Source organism: Candidatus Contubernalis alkalaceticus, from assembly GCF_022558445.1.
GTDB lineage: Bacteria > Bacillota > Dethiobacteria > SKNC01 > SKNC01 > Contubernalis > Contubernalis alkaliaceticus.
Map to the genome: position 1 here is coordinate 2,335,063 of NZ_CP054699.1, position 14,063 is coordinate 2,349,125.

The window sequence follows — 14,063 nt, forward strand, 5'->3', positions numbered from 1 at the left end:
GTCAACTACATTAAAAAGTATTTTTTGTATTCTTTCTTCAAGCGAAATTGGCTCTCCATCATCAATTGCTACTTCTGACTTTGGAGAACCTTCCCCAAGTTTTTTAGTTTATTGAACACCGCCTGGAAATTATTTAGTTCTAAAATTATAGTAATTAAATCAACAAACTCTTCAAAATCTGCTGATTCAATTTCTTCTTTTTCGATTCCACTAGCAACACTGACCAAACTAAAAATATCATCCTGCATCTCAGCAATTAATTTAGGAATCTTTGTCAACATTGCTTCATTGGTTAGATTTGCTAATTCATCAAATGTAAATACTTTCTGAAATTTTGCTGGTAGATTGTCCACCGACAGCATCAAGCTGGCGAATTGACCAATAGAAAGTTTTGTGATTTCATAATTTTTATCTTGTATTTTAATTTTTTTGGTATTCTTCAATTTGTAGAATATCCTCCTTTGTGGTTGTTATATTTTGGTATTTACTTCTTCACAAGTTCCGCATTTTCCGCATGGTTTACCGTTTCTTAATGGTCTCCGGCAATACCAGGTTAAATCGAATAAATCTTTAGGTAATGATTGAGTGATCTCAAATTTTGAGATCTCCTTAATAGGAAAAATAAACTCAATATCCCTATCAACCATATCTTTAAATACTTTGAATCTAGTCAACTCCATATTTTCATAGTCTTTTCTGCTAAAATCATTTTTGTTATTTGGCATAATGATTTTTTTGATATTATTGCGTTTAGGATTTTTTAACATTACACCAGTGATAAACATAACGATAACAACATCTTTGATTGTATATCCAAAACTTTTATAATCGAATGTAGTTTCTAAATATTCAAAATTATTTAATTTGTTTTGTTTGAACCAATTAAGAATATTGTTAACTGCAATTGACTCCTTTTTATGTCTCCTAACCGCTTCAGGAGAAATTAAGTTAATATGATGCAGTAACAATTTATCTTCAGGATTATTTCTCAAAAACTCAAAAGCGGTATAGGTTGAATCTACACCGCCTGAAAAGTTAATTAATGTGTCCAATCTTTAATATCCACCAATTTGGAAGAAGTTTCCTGCTTCTGTATAGTCTAAAGTTTTAGCTAATGCTTGGAATGTGATTTCGTATTTGGATACCTCTTTACCATATTTTCTTTCATAGGTTCCAGTAGCAATTGCTTTAAATATAGTAACATCGTAAGTTTTATTATCAGCAGGTAAATCTGCTGGATGAACTGTGATTTCTAACGCTTTATCCCTTGCTCGTTGGAATAACTTTCCATCCTCAAGCCAATTATCTGAACCAGCGGAATATTTGTTGATGAATGGTAAAGCAGCCTCTATTTGCTCGTAAGATTCGCTCTCTAAAACAATCTTTAATTGGACATTCCAACCAACTAATAATTGGTCAAAATGTGGCATAGTATACAAATCAACAGCCTCAGTCATCGGCTCAACAGTTAACACCGCAGCATCCCCCTGAACTTCAACTTCTAGTGGAGTCTCACCACTTCCGCTTCCAATAGTTATATCGGCTAAACCGATAGGTATTCTAATTTCTTCACTCATGTATAACACCTTCCTTTACTTAATTTTTTATTTGTTTTAATCTAAACGTTTAAATTAAACTCTTTTTACTAAAAATGCTAACTCTAGGCTAAACTCATCTCTATTCTGTTTGTCAGAATATAGATAGGATAAATCTGAATAAGCATAACTACTTAAAATAAAAAAACTACCTAATTGGTAGTTCTCTCTCGAATGAAACAAGTCGTATATTTGATTTCCTAGACTCATACCTTCATTGTAATCTGAAGCTCTAATTTTAATCTCAATCGTTGGCTCTCTTGTAACATCATATCTATCAGGAGGAAAGCCACCTGAAGCAATAACTGATACTATTGTGTCAGGATCATCTGGATAGTAGTTCTTAAACAAATTAACGTTCTCTGTTAATTCAGCTATTTCAGATTCTATTTTTTGTGTAATATCATCAATCATCTATATCCAACACCCCCGAACTATCCCAATCGCCAATGAAAAAGTAAGACAATTTGTCATTTCTCATAACAGGTCTACCCAAAAAATGAACATTGATTTTGTCAACTCTTTTGTCGTATGTCCTGACAAAAGGTTTCTCAGGATTTAATATAGCATCCAAAATCACAATGTCGTATTCTTTGGTTTCTCCTGCTTCTGATGGATGAATGATTAAAGGTTTACCTTCCATGTTTGGATTGTTAGGATTGTCATAAAAACCTTGTTCATAGGTTTCAAGATATGGTATAGACAGTTTTAAAGTATCATAGTTTTCCTCTGTTAAACTAACAATCATTGAAACATCATATTTTTCTAACAGATATTTTTGAGTAGTATTCCCTTTTCCCCCAAACAATTGTTTATATTTAGGAATCGCCTGGAATACTGCTCTATCCGCTAGATTGTTTAATGTTTGTGTGCCATATATTAATTTACATAATCCAATAGGAATTCTAATTTCTTCCATTATTTTTCACCTACCCTACAACAAATGGATTTTCTTCCGTTCCATCGCCACTAATAATACCTAATACACCAGGCAACGAAAGAGATTTCCTGATAGAATAAACAGTTGACTTCACATCGTTAGAAAAACTACCTGTAGTTGAAACATACCAACCATCAGCACCGGCAACAGATCTTGTCCAATAGGCAGTTTCATCTAATTCTCTTAACTCATTTGTCCAAACTCCACCCTCTAATTCTGCCTTTAAAGGTCTACTTGTAGCATCACTCCACACACCTTCACCATCAAACTCAGTTTCTATAACTCTACTATTTTCACCTGTTAATTTTTGGTAAAGTTCTCCATTATATTCAACATAGCTACCACCATCAATAGAACCAATAGGCTCTAACCCAATCCTAAAATAATTAGAAATATCGGTCTCTAAACCTTTTGCTAAAGCAATAAATTCAACCTCATACTTTGAAATTTCTTTTCCGTATTTTCTCTCATAGGAAGAGACAGGGAATCCCCTGTAAATTAAAACATCATATTTTAAACTATCAGCGTCTTGCGGCCTAACATGTATAGTTTTCGCAAAATTCCTACCTCTTTTGAATAATTGTTCATCCGTTAACCAATTATCCATACCTTGCTCAACATGTTTTAACATCGGTAGAGCTAATTTTAGTTTTGAATAATTTTCTTGATTGACAACTACTTTTAATCTAACATTCCAACCAACTAATACTTTATCAAAATGTGGTATAGTGAACAAATCAACATCTTGATATTGTTGCTCAACGGAGAAAATACATCCATCTCCAATCAAGCCGACATCCTCACCGCCAACATATATATCAGCCATTCCAATCGGTATTTTTGTGATTTAAAACACCTCCTCTAATTTCTTCATTATGTAATTTGCATAATTATCTGTATTTGCTTTTGTTGCTCTTTCAAGATACTTTCTTCCTGCTCCTGGTTTCTTGCTGGTCAACGGGCCAGGCTTATATACATCTTCATGGAGTCTAAGAGCATACTCCTTTGAATATCCTACCCTTGCCTTGATTTCTCCGCTAAGAGTTGTAGCAGGGTCAACACTTCCTGACTCCATTAATCCACCTTCAAGTAAAGGAGTTAATTTTTCTGATTCATTCAATAAATCCTCAGCACATTCATTAATTCCTTCTTGTGCTTTTTTTACACCATCATCTGATATTTGAGATAACTTCCCAATGAATTGCTCTAGTGTTAAATCCACTAAACAAACACCACCTTATATATCACATCACCATTCAAATCTTTTTTTGATTTAATATTAATGATGGTATGTTTTTTAGATTTATGATTAATTAGATAATCAAGTTCAATATCTAAATCAGGATTAAACCAAAACTCAATTTCTGAAACCTTCTCAATTCCAGCTTTATTTTTAACCTGTTTAATATCCTCTTTGGCTCTACATTTCGTGGGGATTGGAGTAGATTCTATATATTTGCCATAAGAATCTCTGGCAGTAGGAATGATTTCACAATCTTCATTCAAAAAATCATTAATCAATTAAACCACTCTCCCAACATTTTTATAAATGTAGGGTTTAAGGATACCTTTAACAACGGGAGAGATTAAACTATTACTCATAGTGATAGATATATCATCAACTTTATAGTTAGTTACCCCTTCTTGTTGTAATTGGTATCTGTCTCTGCCAAAGTTTAACAAATGTATTGCTTGTTCATATACTGCATGGTCATAAGCATCAGATTCTAAAACATCTTCTCTCAGGTCAAATTGATTTATGATAATTTGTTCTGCTGTTTTTAGTGCTTTTTCTTTTTTTGTAGTAGTTGAATTATCCCAACTATCACTAAACAATCTATTCTCAAAATATTCATTTGCCTTTTGAATACTAATAGGTATCACCACCTCTTCAATTTCTGGTAGTATAAATAATTTCGCATATTCATCAATTTCTTCCCCATTCGCATTAATTAAATCTCTTAATTCGGGGTATGTAGGTCTATCTATATTGTTTTCATCACAGTAATTCAGATAAAGAATCAACAATCCAGCAAAAAATGGATTAGCACAACTTGTTCCTGAGAAATAAACTCCACCACCAGCATTATAATCTTTAACAAATCCGTCAGTGAGCAGCAGGTTAGCAAAACCATATACATCTAACAATTCACCATCATTAGAATACCCAAATTTAGTAATCACACCACTAGGAGTAAAAACTGCACCCACAGAAATTGTAGATGATAAGCCAGCCAATTCATCAGGAGGAATTGTTGAGTTATCGTTTCCGGCAGATACAGTAAAATATAGGCCATTCTCAATGACAGTATCTATTAAAATATCTTCAAAGTCGGGGTTGACTTTTTTTTTCTCACTCAAAACTAACATATCAAAACCTTCATTTACCAAAGATTGATAATAGTCAGTTATGTTATTCAATGACTCTTGAGGGATTTCTCCCGTATCGACATTATAGTTGTAAAAAACGTGATTCCTAAAGTGTATTTCTGCTTCAGGAGCAATCTGCCAAAGCAGATTTTCTACTTTTTTGGCATGATCTTCTGGATCTGCTTCATCCTCCAAAATTGCTACTTTTATATTTTGTCCTTTAAATCCCAAATCGTGATAATTTAAAATTCCGCAATAATTAAATTTTTCTAGATTTTGCTCTAACATTTTATCACCTACTTTATAAAAATAGAGGGAGAGGTTAATCTCCCCCTACTTAGATTCTAAATCAAAAAATCAAAGACTAAACGCCTTCTCCTTCACCCTCACCTACTGCCTCTCCTTCACCTTCTCCTTCGCCTTCTCCAGCACCGGCATCAATCGCAGGAACGATAACTTTAACGACTTTACTATCATCTTTTAAATGAGCAACAAAATGCTGATCTGCGGTTATGACAGTTAATTTTGCTACAATGTCTCTTTCTTTTTCGACCATAACATTCCTTTTGAGGAATATGGAGAGTGCGTCCAATTTCACGATGTAGCACGTATATGTGTTAGTATCCGCATCTAAAGCAATTTTTTTACTTGCCACGACCTGGCAACCGCCAATTTCTCCGAACACGCCATCCATTAATGGAGTAGAATCCATATTTTTTAGCTTCGTGAACTCTAAACTTCTTCTAATCATAGACTTCATTTTAGTATTAACGAACAATACTTTAACCTCATCATCTTCATCATCGAATAAATCGGCAGCAGCATAAATCGCATCTTCCCAACTTTCATCTTCTTCATCGACAGTGTAAGTAAACACGGCATTATCAAGAGCAGCTAGACAGGCATTGTCCACACCCGCAGAAATAGATTTTAACAGTTGGTCTTTAGCACTTCCAACAGGATCGCCATATCCAGATAATACACATTCATCAGTCAGCTCTACACCTTTACCAACTTTAACTATGGTAGCAGTGTCAGTATCAGATTCGAGTTTAGTCAGGTCAATGTTTACACCCTCACCCACTACGGTAGCATCACCAATATATACCCATTTTGGCAGGGTAATAGTGTTACCAGGTTGTCCTTGGAGAGTAAAATCAATCTCCGCTAGAGGAGCAAACCTAATTTTCTTCGGCAACTCGGCCGCAATCATATCTGCCATCACTTGAGGATTAATCAAATTACTTAAATGTGTTGTATTTGTAGTCATTTTTAAATACCATCCTTTTTCTTTTTTTTAGTTTAATTTAATTTAAAAAACTACTTCAATAGAAGTAGTTAGTTTACAGTTTAGATAATCGTTCGTATAATTTGGGATTGCTGATACTTAACTCAAGTCTCTGCTTATAACCCAATTTGTTAAAATCTTCTAGTGTCATCTCTGAACTGTGATTAGGATTATCGCCTTTGTTACCAAAGTCTTTGATTTGTTCTTTAGAAAATAATCCTTTAGAATTGGCTGACTCTATCCATTGTAATTTCTCAATCTCTGTGGTATTGGGAATTAATTCCCGGTATTCTTCGGGTATTTGCTTTAATTTGGTTTCTAAGATTGAGTTGAATACTGATTTAATTTGTTCGTGTTCTTGTTTTAATGGGTCATATTCAGCCTTAACCTGCTCATATAACTGCTGATATTCACCCTGTTTCTTTTTTGATTCTTCTTCATCTTCTTTTTGCTTCTTAATCAAATCATCTAATTGTTGCTTAACATTTTTGTAGTTGTCATTTACCTCTTTGAATCTGGAATAGGGAATGGTATTACCCGTATTTTGCGAATCGTCATTCGTGTTATTCCCATTATCGTTTTCGTTTTCATTTTGGTTCTGATTTTTATTTTCTTCCATTGATTAAATCTCCTTTCATTTTTACGTGTTTAGTCACGATATAATTTCTAATAAAAAACAAGTAGTAAACCTTAAAATTTGCTTCAAATTCAATCCAAATTATCTTGCCTATACATTACCCTTCTTAATTTCTAAATGTTGAAATTTGAGGGTAATTTATCGGTTTTCATAGTGTTTTTGAACATTCTAAGATGCCTTCCTAATGTGGTAATCTTGTTTATTTAGTTCTTTTACAGATTTTCCAATATAACTATCAGAAACAATATCACCCTTTCCTCTCAAAGCAGGAATGTAAGGTAAAAATACATGTTTACAATTAGGATGTAAAGTTGAATATCCATTTGGCAGAGAACTAACAGGAGGGTATTCCTGACTCCTGCCTGAGATACTCCAAACCGTTCCCTCAAAATTTCTGCACCAATCTTCTGCTCCATGAGATGAGATTTGAACATAATCAAAATTAGGATTAGCAGGGTATCTTATTTGATATTCCTTTAATCTATTTAAAGTCCCATCATTATGTAGGATACGAGATTTAGTTCTTACTGCCATATCAGTGTATTTATCAATTTTCCATCTTTTATTTGATGAATCAATGAACGAATGAATGCCATCTTTTTGGAGTTGATTTCTTAATTCAGACTTAATTTTTTTCTGACTTTCACCTGTGATAATACTTCTATTAATTATCTCAGAGGCATTATTTCTGATAATACGTTTAGCTTCTGCTTCCATATAGAATGTATTTTTTGCTAAATCTAAATATAAATCATTAGCAGCATTTTCTATTGCTTTTCTATGTAGAATATTAAGATTAATGCTATCTCCTAACAAAGAAATGTCACTCAATAGGGCAACATCTATATCAGTTGTAGAGATACCTAATTTGTAATATTCAGGTAATACATTGTGACTCCATTTGAAGGCTTCTTCATCTAGTTTTTTTAACTCAGATTGAATTTCTTTTAACATTGTCCTTTGATGCCTGTCAGAGAGTCCTAAATCAATCTTACGCTGGATTTCAGACAAAATATATCTATAAGTAGATTTATAGAGATTAATTAATTTATTAGCTGATTTATCTAAATCGTTTAGATTCATTACTCACCAACTCCACCTCTATCACCTAAAAACATTTGAAGAGATTTTTCGTTTTCCTCATTTATGATTTCTAGGAATTCATTTTCTACTTCAGCAGATGTGTAATGAGGATTGATTCTAGCAATAGCAGATTTTACAGAAGTTAAACCAGATACAGTCTTTAATTGCTCTTCTTGTGCTTGTTCATAGGAATCTCTAGGCAAACTAACGTAAATCTCAATGTTAGGTATTTCAGGTTTATATTTTTGATTACCTGAGATAATTTCTAATTGCTGTGATAAATATAATATTTTTTTGAGAGATTGCTTCCAATAGAGTAAACTACGCTCAACCATACACTCAGTCCTGAATGCTTTGAGTTTTTGGACTCTGCCTGATGTTCCTGAGCCTACCTTATCTAGTCCATAAAGAGAAGGTTTTAATGGAGATACCATATATAAGATTTTAAACAGGACTTCCTCAATAAACTTGAAATTGGATTCAAGTTCAGATTTCCAGGTTAAATAACCTGGCTTTTCCTCTCCGGTTTCTACAGGAAAAAATTTTCCTCCTGAAGCTATATTATTTTTTTCATCTAAGAATGATGGGTCTCCATACATATTAGGGTCAGAGTGTTTATCGAGTATTTTGGAGATTTGACTACACCGATGATTTAGTTCATCAAACAGAGGTTCTAAACCGTCATATATACTGTAACCCCAAAACTCACCACCTGAGCGGAAATAGGGTATGTAGGTCAATGGAGATTCGGTTAGTTTAATGTTAATTTCTTCTGAGGATATTTGTTTTCCGATTCTACCGTTATACCAATTATTGATTTTGGTTATGCACCAATACTGACTATTTGCATCAGGTTCATATATCTCACGATAGAGGAATTCCCCTTTACCATCATCAAATGTATAAGCTATAGTCTCTTTAACTATTTTCCTTTTATCGAATTTACTAAATTCAGGGAAATAGAAGTCTGGTTGAATATAGGTTATTTTTGATTTACCATTGTCAAGATAGTTTTTGAATACCACACCGCCTTTGATAGCTGTATCTATGCTTGCCTCTGACAGTAAAGAGTCAAGACTATTCTCGTTGATTAGTCTGTCTAGAGCTGTATTTGCATCAGTGTTATTGACTGTGGCATTGATATTGTTTCTAAATGATAAGTCAGAATATAGGAGAGGTAGCTCTCTCGGAATTGCTAATGCTAAATAAACGTCTGACTGATTAAAACCTGGGATTCTATGAAGGAATACTTCTTCTGGTTTATTTTTAAACAAATTTAAATAATCATCGTATTTGTGATGTCGAGTTGTATCAAATTGAATTTCTATTTGCTCTCACCTTCTTTCTAATCTACCAGCCTTGAGGCTTGTCATAGATTTTTTTAGGTTTCTTTATTTTTTGTATTAGTTCAAAACATCCTTGGAGTGAATCAGCTGCATCATCATTCTTAACTTTTTTGTGATAGTCTTTTACTTGATTGTTGTAGAGGATGTTTGAATTGTTGAATAATATCTCACCCCTGGAGATGAATGGTTCTAGGTTCATTATTCTATTATGTTTGTTTGATCTAGGTTTAACAGATTTAGGAAGAACATGGTAGAGTTCTTCTTTACTTAATCTTTTCTTTAAGTCATCTAGTAAATATTCTTGGAAGTTGACACTCTCGAAGCCTAATTTATTAATTGGATATTTTTTACAGAGATTAACTATTTCGTTTAATAATTTGTCAGGTTTGATTCTATAGAGCAAACCTTCTATGATGTATTTATAGTTAGTTGAAGTATGCTTTCCTAAGATAGTGATAGCTGAATAATCTCCACCTTTTTTACCCATTGCGGGGTCAACGAACATACATATGTCTAGTTCTTCAAGTTTGGGGAGTTCTGTCCAATATGTTAAGGATTGGAATATGTAGTCAGAACTACTTCTTGGATTATTCATTTGTTCTGCCCAAAATGCTGTTTCCCCTGAATCTATTCGTTGCTTCATCAAGGAATAGTAATCATTCTTCTCTTCCCATAGAACGCTTGTATCTTTAAGCATCTCTTGTTTGTGCTTGTTGAAGAATCTATCTGCATCGTCTACACAATTTATGTTTGATAGGTCAGTATATATTTTTTGCCAATGTTCCCACAAAGGGGAATCTGAGAAATTGATTACTGCCTGGTAAAATAACTTATTCCAACCTGTAGCTGATTTGTAGAGTTCGTTTATAAGCGTATTCTCACTGATGATTGTCCCTAAATAAACAAAATCAGTATAAGAATCACCTGAACTTAATACGGTGTTAAAGAATATTGACTTTATTTCCTCAGTTGAGATTTCTGACTTAGATTGTCTATCATCTTCAATATCATCTAAAACTATTAGAGTAGGTCTCCATTGTTTATATGTTAAGCCTCTTATTTTTGATTTGATACCTTTAGCAATTAGAGAACTACCGTTTCTTAGTTCGATTTGAGATACGTTCCAAATACCTCTGTCTTTTTTTAGATTACCGAAATCTTCTAAAATAAGATCATTTGAAACAATCTCATCCTTAATTTTTTGAAGGAAATCTTGAGCCAGGGCTTCATTAGCTGAGATACAAACTATAAATGGGGATTTATTGAAGCATAGACTCCACAAGATAATCAAGAAATTAAGCAACATACTTTTTCCATGTCCCCTTGGAGCAATGGTGATAAGTTTTTGTCCTTGTTTGTTAGAACGGAAATCTTGGATTTGCTGTGAGTTTTGACAGGAATATTCTAGAGTTAAATTTTTGATTTGCTTTATTAAGTCTTTGTGAAATTGACAAAATGGTTTATCAAAGAAATCAGGGAGATAAGTCAAAGCAAAAAACTCAATGTCAAATTCTGCTAGTTGTTTACGCAAACCTTTTGGGCCTGTTAAAGGATAAGATTCTATTAGGTTTATGATTTCTTCATCTGAGAAATATTTTTTTAGGTATTTTAGGAACAATTCGTTTTTGTCGATTTTGTATCACCTTCTTTTTGTTTCGGAATTAAAAAAATAGTAAAAAAATTTGTGAGGGATAGGGGCTGGGCTATACGATTTCCAGAAAAAGGGTATACCCCCCTATCAAATCCCATAATAAGTAAAAGACTCAATAGGGAAGATAATATTCCGAATTGAGTCTTTCTTAAATATCTGTATAAAAACTTTCTTTTGTTAAAACTTAAACCAAACTTATGTTCTTTAAGTCTACATAAGATTTATTACCAGACGTTCAAACAAGAAAACAGCCCAATAATGTTATTAATTTAATATATAATAACACAATCTACATACTTTACTTTAATTTATAGTAACATTGTAACACTATTTTAAAGCCAATCTCCATTTATGTAAGTAATTGTTAACTAGCTTTTTTGTTTTGAAGTATATCCATTAAATCATTTTTAGAGTCATCTTCTTTGCCATGACTAACTGTTATTTCCTGCTTGGTTCCAGGATCTAGACCAATAATTCCTAATAATTTCGTCACGGCTGTCACACGGGCCATGTCGTTCTTAGATTTTTTAGCAACATCTTCTAAGATAAGAATATATTCTTTTGCCCTACCTCTAATTTGTTGCTTCATTTCTTTTACTCTTAATTCTAATGCTTCTTCTATTGCTTTTTGGAATTCATCTTTTTTAAACCAATCATAAAAAGTTTTTCTTGTTATTCCAATTTGTTCACTTAATTCAGTTACAGGCATTCCGCTAACATACATCTCTACTGCTTGTAACTGATTATCTTTTAGCATTTAATCACCCCCTAAAATTTTAAGTAATGTTTATTTGTGTGTAGCTTTTCTCTTATTTCCTACCACAACATATAGTATAACCACCAAAACAATACCACAATATATGGTATATCAATAAATCTAATACCTACATATTGTGCTAATATTAAAATCTCATTATTTAATTATTTATTGGTTCTCTGGTTATCGTAACTGTATGCATTGGATTCAAAGCATAAATTTTGTTTTCTACTTTTTGACAAATTCGTAAATGATACCTCACCAAAATACGAGGCTCTTCATTTTCGTCAAACTCTTTAGTTGTTAATTCAAAACTTAGCTTTAATCCGTGAACCTCTTTTTCATTAATCTTTTTAATAATCTCATCATCTACACTAAACCATAATTCTTTCACCTTGTCCTTGCTATTATAATAATAATCAACATGTAAATCTTTATCACCTATATCTCCTATTACAGCCCAATCTTCAATAGTTTTAATTTTTAATTCCCATACAACAGCTTGGTATAACAATAACCCATCACCTCCCTTCTGCCCACTAATTCAACAAAAGGAAGGTTTTCCCTGCTATTTAATCTAAATTATTACAAATAAATATAATAATTTCCACTATCAACTAACCACTAAACACTACACTTCAACTTCAATTCATCCTGCATCTTCAAAATAATATCCTTATTTCCTTCATATTCTTCCAATAAATCCTCATACTTATCATAATCTTCAGCCTCTAACGCCAAATGTCTTAACATCTGTAACTCTTTCTGCTTCAGCAACAATTTCTCAATCTCTTCATCAACTATCATATAGTAATATTTCTCTCCACACTCATAACAACAAAAATAATGACGACTCACATTCTCGTCCACCTTTTCCACTAAAACACTCTCAATCCTAAAATCATACCCACACTTATCACAAATAGCATCCATTAAACCAAACCCCCTTGAAGAAGGTCAAAAAACATTTCCTCCCACATATCCATCAATACATCATACCTACTATCTAAACACTCTAACTTATCCTTCAATTTGAATATATCATTATTCAATTCAAAAGCACTTTCCTTATCGCCCAACCTCAAACTAATCTCTTGCTCAACCTTCTGCTCTTCAATAATCCTACTAACTTCCATCATCTCATCACTCACAACATTCATCTGCTCTATCAAATAATTCCACTGGCACTGAACTTCCCAACCAGCCCATTCCAAAGCTTCTGACAATCTATCTCCAACACATTTCTTTTCCTTTTTTACTTCCTTTTTAATCTCACCGCAACCTACATCTTGTCCACACTCACCGCAAACAAATGTTAATTTAACAACATCATCCAACACTTCTTCTTCTATAACCATTTGAACATCAACAAATAAACTTCCGCATTTATCGCATTTATTTATTTCCTTATTATCTTTTATAAAAGCCTCAATTTTTTTAGCCATCTATTTCCCCTCTCTCTTAATCAATATCTCAACCAAATCAACTAAACCTTCAAAATACTTGTCCACTCTATCACCTAATTCATCAACCTTTTTCTCATATTCGCATATCTTATAATCAATATCCTTAAACAAACTATCCATCCTACTACCCAATTCATCAAACTTACTATCAGAATACTCAACATTAGCTTCCAAAATATCACAAATCTCTGTTTTATCCATAGTCATCTCCTAACTAAACCACTTAGGTTTTTTAACATAAACAATATTATTTATCTTATTCCCCAGCAAATCATCTAAATCCAGCTGGAAATTATTTTCGTTTATTAATTTTCTAATCAAATCATTCTTTTTCTTATCATCATCTGAAATACTTCCACTTCTTTTCTCAATATAATCCTCAAACTTTTTATAAAACTTCTTAGCACCATCCGTATAAGAAGCAAACATCTTACAAACACATTCACAAATCTCTTTCAACTCATCCATATCCTCAATACTATCCAAATACTCCAATAACTCACCCTCAACTTGTTCCCAACCTTGCCTAGCTGCCTTGATTTCTTCCTCAAAAAATTGTTTTAAGTAAATATTCATTAATTTTTCTCCCCCTTGGTAGGTATTTTACTTATTTGAAATTCTATTTGTTTAATCCGTTTGTTCAATCCATCGTAAAGATGTTTATTAGCCTCCCTACTGGCCTTTAAAATCAACTTTTCTAAATCCTCAACACTCAAATCAGATACTTTCTTAGATTCAACTACTTCCTCCACAATCTCATCAACAACACTATCCTTCAAATCACTCATTCGTTTTAAAAGATCGCTCAACTTTTATCCCCCTCTTCCTTAACTCCCTAACTTTAATTTCCTGCTGTCTAATTTTTGACTCTTCCATGAAATCTTTTAACATCTCATCAAAACTAATATTTAATTTTTTCTTAACAAAATA

Annotated in this window: 21 protein-coding genes; all 21 read right to left on the bottom strand. The window is 32.7% G+C overall.

Features of this window, described 5'->3' with window-relative positions:
• Positions 1 to 68: 68 nt before the first annotated feature.
• Complete coding sequence (locus tag HUE98_RS11720; protein ID WP_241420823.1) at positions 69 to 443, bottom strand: hypothetical protein; 375 nt, start codon at positions 441 to 443, stop codon at positions 69 to 71.
• Positions 444 to 470: 27 nt separating this feature from the next.
• The gene (locus HUE98_RS11725) at positions 471 to 1,052 is read right to left on the bottom strand and encodes a 7-cyano-7-deazaguanine synthase (RefSeq protein WP_241420824.1); all 582 of its coding nucleotides are present in this window, start codon (positions 1,050 to 1,052) and stop codon (positions 471 to 473) included.
• Positions 1,053 to 1,055: 3 nt separating this feature from the next.
• A complete protein-coding gene (locus HUE98_RS11730) occupies positions 1,056 to 1,577 on the bottom strand; it encodes a hypothetical protein (protein WP_241420825.1) in 522 nt (173 codons plus the stop codon).
• Between the two features lie 54 nt (positions 1,578 to 1,631).
• Positions 1,632 to 2,009, bottom strand: a complete 378-nt coding sequence (locus HUE98_RS11735; RefSeq protein ID WP_241420826.1) for a minor capsid protein — start codon at positions 2,007 to 2,009, stop codon at positions 1,632 to 1,634.
• A complete protein-coding gene (locus HUE98_RS11740) occupies positions 2,002 to 2,514 on the bottom strand; it encodes a hypothetical protein (protein WP_241420827.1) in 513 nt (170 codons plus the stop codon). The genes HUE98_RS11735 and HUE98_RS11740 overlap by 8 nt, the downstream gene beginning before the upstream one ends.
• A gap of 10 nt (positions 2,515 to 2,524) precedes the next feature.
• The gene (locus HUE98_RS11745) at positions 2,525 to 3,325 is read right to left on the bottom strand and encodes a hypothetical protein (RefSeq protein ID WP_241420828.1); all 801 of its coding nucleotides are present in this window, start codon (positions 3,323 to 3,325) and stop codon (positions 2,525 to 2,527) included.
• Positions 3,326 to 3,382: 57 nt separating this feature from the next.
• Positions 3,383 to 3,757, bottom strand: coding sequence for an HK97 gp10 family phage protein (locus tag HUE98_RS11750; RefSeq protein ID WP_241420829.1), 375 nt, complete (start codon positions 3,755 to 3,757; stop codon positions 3,383 to 3,385).
• Positions 3,757 to 4,056, bottom strand: a complete 300-nt coding sequence (locus HUE98_RS11755) for a hypothetical protein (RefSeq protein WP_241420830.1) — start codon at positions 4,054 to 4,056, stop codon at positions 3,757 to 3,759. The genes HUE98_RS11750 and HUE98_RS11755 overlap by 1 nt, the downstream gene beginning before the upstream one ends.
• Positions 4,057 to 5,193: a S8/S53 family peptidase gene (locus HUE98_RS11760; protein ID WP_241420831.1), complete on the bottom strand. Its 1,137-nt coding sequence runs from the start codon at positions 5,191 to 5,193 to the stop codon at positions 4,057 to 4,059. It abuts the gene before it with no gap.
• 76 nt (positions 5,194 to 5,269) lie between these two features.
• Positions 5,270 to 6,175 carry a N4-gp56 family major capsid protein gene (locus HUE98_RS11765; protein WP_241420832.1) on the bottom strand — a complete coding sequence of 302 codons (906 nt, stop codon included), beginning with the start codon at positions 6,173 to 6,175 and terminating at the stop codon, positions 5,270 to 5,272.
• A gap of 73 nt (positions 6,176 to 6,248) precedes the next feature.
• The gene (locus HUE98_RS11770; RefSeq protein ID WP_241420833.1) at positions 6,249 to 6,812 is read right to left on the bottom strand and encodes a hypothetical protein; all 564 of its coding nucleotides are present in this window, start codon (positions 6,810 to 6,812) and stop codon (positions 6,249 to 6,251) included.
• 186 nt (positions 6,813 to 6,998) lie between these two features.
• Positions 6,999 to 7,913 (bottom strand): phage minor capsid protein, encoded by a 915-nt coding sequence (locus HUE98_RS11775; RefSeq protein WP_241420834.1) that lies wholly within the window; start codon positions 7,911 to 7,913, stop codon positions 6,999 to 7,001.
• Positions 7,913 to 9,241, bottom strand: a complete 1,329-nt coding sequence (locus HUE98_RS11780; protein ID WP_407080316.1) for a phage portal protein — start codon at positions 9,239 to 9,241, stop codon at positions 7,913 to 7,915. Before HUE98_RS11780 ends, HUE98_RS11775 begins: the two co-directional genes overlap by 1 nt.
• A gap of 22 nt (positions 9,242 to 9,263) precedes the next feature.
• Complete coding sequence (gene terL, locus HUE98_RS11785) at positions 9,264 to 10,790, bottom strand: phage terminase large subunit (protein ID WP_241420836.1); 1,527 nt, start codon at positions 10,788 to 10,790, stop codon at positions 9,264 to 9,266.
• Between the two features lie 484 nt (positions 10,791 to 11,274).
• Positions 11,275 to 11,667, bottom strand: a complete 393-nt coding sequence (locus HUE98_RS11790; RefSeq protein WP_241420837.1) for a terminase gpP N-terminus-related DNA-binding protein — start codon at positions 11,665 to 11,667, stop codon at positions 11,275 to 11,277.
• A 160-nt stretch (positions 11,668 to 11,827) separates the two neighbouring features.
• The gene (locus HUE98_RS11795) at positions 11,828 to 12,181 is read right to left on the bottom strand and encodes a hypothetical protein (protein ID WP_241420838.1); all 354 of its coding nucleotides are present in this window, start codon (positions 12,179 to 12,181) and stop codon (positions 11,828 to 11,830) included.
• A gap of 110 nt (positions 12,182 to 12,291) precedes the next feature.
• Positions 12,292 to 12,600 (bottom strand): hypothetical protein, encoded by a 309-nt coding sequence (locus HUE98_RS11800; RefSeq protein WP_241420839.1) that lies wholly within the window; start codon positions 12,598 to 12,600, stop codon positions 12,292 to 12,294.
• Positions 12,600 to 13,112 carry a hypothetical protein gene (locus tag HUE98_RS11805; protein WP_241420840.1) on the bottom strand — a complete coding sequence of 171 codons (513 nt, stop codon included), beginning with the start codon at positions 13,110 to 13,112 and terminating at the stop codon, positions 12,600 to 12,602. The genes HUE98_RS11800 and HUE98_RS11805 overlap by 1 nt, the downstream gene beginning before the upstream one ends.
• On the bottom strand, positions 13,113 to 13,334 hold the full coding sequence (locus HUE98_RS11810) for a hypothetical protein (protein ID WP_241420841.1): 222 nt from the start codon (positions 13,332 to 13,334) through the stop codon (positions 13,113 to 13,115).
• A gap of 9 nt (positions 13,335 to 13,343) precedes the next feature.
• Positions 13,344 to 13,709 (bottom strand): hypothetical protein, encoded by a 366-nt coding sequence (locus tag HUE98_RS11815; RefSeq protein WP_241420842.1) that lies wholly within the window; start codon positions 13,707 to 13,709, stop codon positions 13,344 to 13,346.
• The gene (locus HUE98_RS11820; RefSeq protein ID WP_241420843.1) at positions 13,709 to 13,942 is read right to left on the bottom strand and encodes a hypothetical protein; all 234 of its coding nucleotides are present in this window, start codon (positions 13,940 to 13,942) and stop codon (positions 13,709 to 13,711) included. Before HUE98_RS11820 ends, HUE98_RS11815 begins: the two co-directional genes overlap by 1 nt.
• Between the last annotated feature and the right edge of the window lie 121 nt (positions 13,943 to 14,063).

What these genes read in the sequence shown, in the direction of transcription:
- HUE98_RS11730 (WP_241420825.1), bottom strand. Translation starts at nt 1,577, where the DNA reads ATGAGTGAAGAAATTAGAATACCTATCGGTTTAGCCGATATAACTATT.
- HUE98_RS11735 (WP_241420826.1), bottom strand. Translation starts at nt 2,009, where the DNA reads ATGATTGATGATATTACACAAAAAATAGAATCTGAAATAGCTGAATTA.
- HUE98_RS11740 (WP_241420827.1), bottom strand. Translation starts at nt 2,514, where the DNA reads ATGGAAGAAATTAGAATTCCTATTGGATTATGTAAATTAATATATGGC.
- HUE98_RS11760 (WP_241420831.1), bottom strand. Translation starts at nt 5,193, where the DNA reads ATGTTAGAGCAAAATCTAGAAAAATTTAATTATTGCGGAATTTTAAAT.
- HUE98_RS11765 (WP_241420832.1), bottom strand. Translation starts at nt 6,175, where the DNA reads ATGACTACAAATACAACACATTTAAGTAATTTGATTAATCCTCAAGTG.
- HUE98_RS11770 (WP_241420833.1), bottom strand. Translation starts at nt 6,812, where the DNA reads ATGGAAGAAAATAAAAATCAGAACCAAAATGAAAACGAAAACGATAAT.
- HUE98_RS11775 (WP_241420834.1), bottom strand. Translation starts at nt 7,913, where the DNA reads ATGAATCTAAACGATTTAGATAAATCAGCTAATAAATTAATTAATCTC.
- HUE98_RS11790 (WP_241420837.1), bottom strand. Translation starts at nt 11,667, where the DNA reads ATGCTAAAAGATAATCAGTTACAAGCAGTAGAGATGTATGTTAGCGGA.
- HUE98_RS11800 (WP_241420839.1), bottom strand. Translation starts at nt 12,600, where the DNA reads ATGGATGCTATTTGTGATAAGTGTGGGTATGATTTTAGGATTGAGAGT.
- HUE98_RS11805 (WP_241420840.1), bottom strand. Translation starts at nt 13,112, where the DNA reads ATGGCTAAAAAAATTGAGGCTTTTATAAAAGATAATAAGGAAATAAAT.
- HUE98_RS11810 (WP_241420841.1), bottom strand. Translation starts at nt 13,334, where the DNA reads ATGGATAAAACAGAGATTTGTGATATTTTGGAAGCTAATGTTGAGTAT.
- HUE98_RS11815 (WP_241420842.1), bottom strand. Translation starts at nt 13,709, where the DNA reads ATGAATATTTACTTAAAACAATTTTTTGAGGAAGAAATCAAGGCAGCT.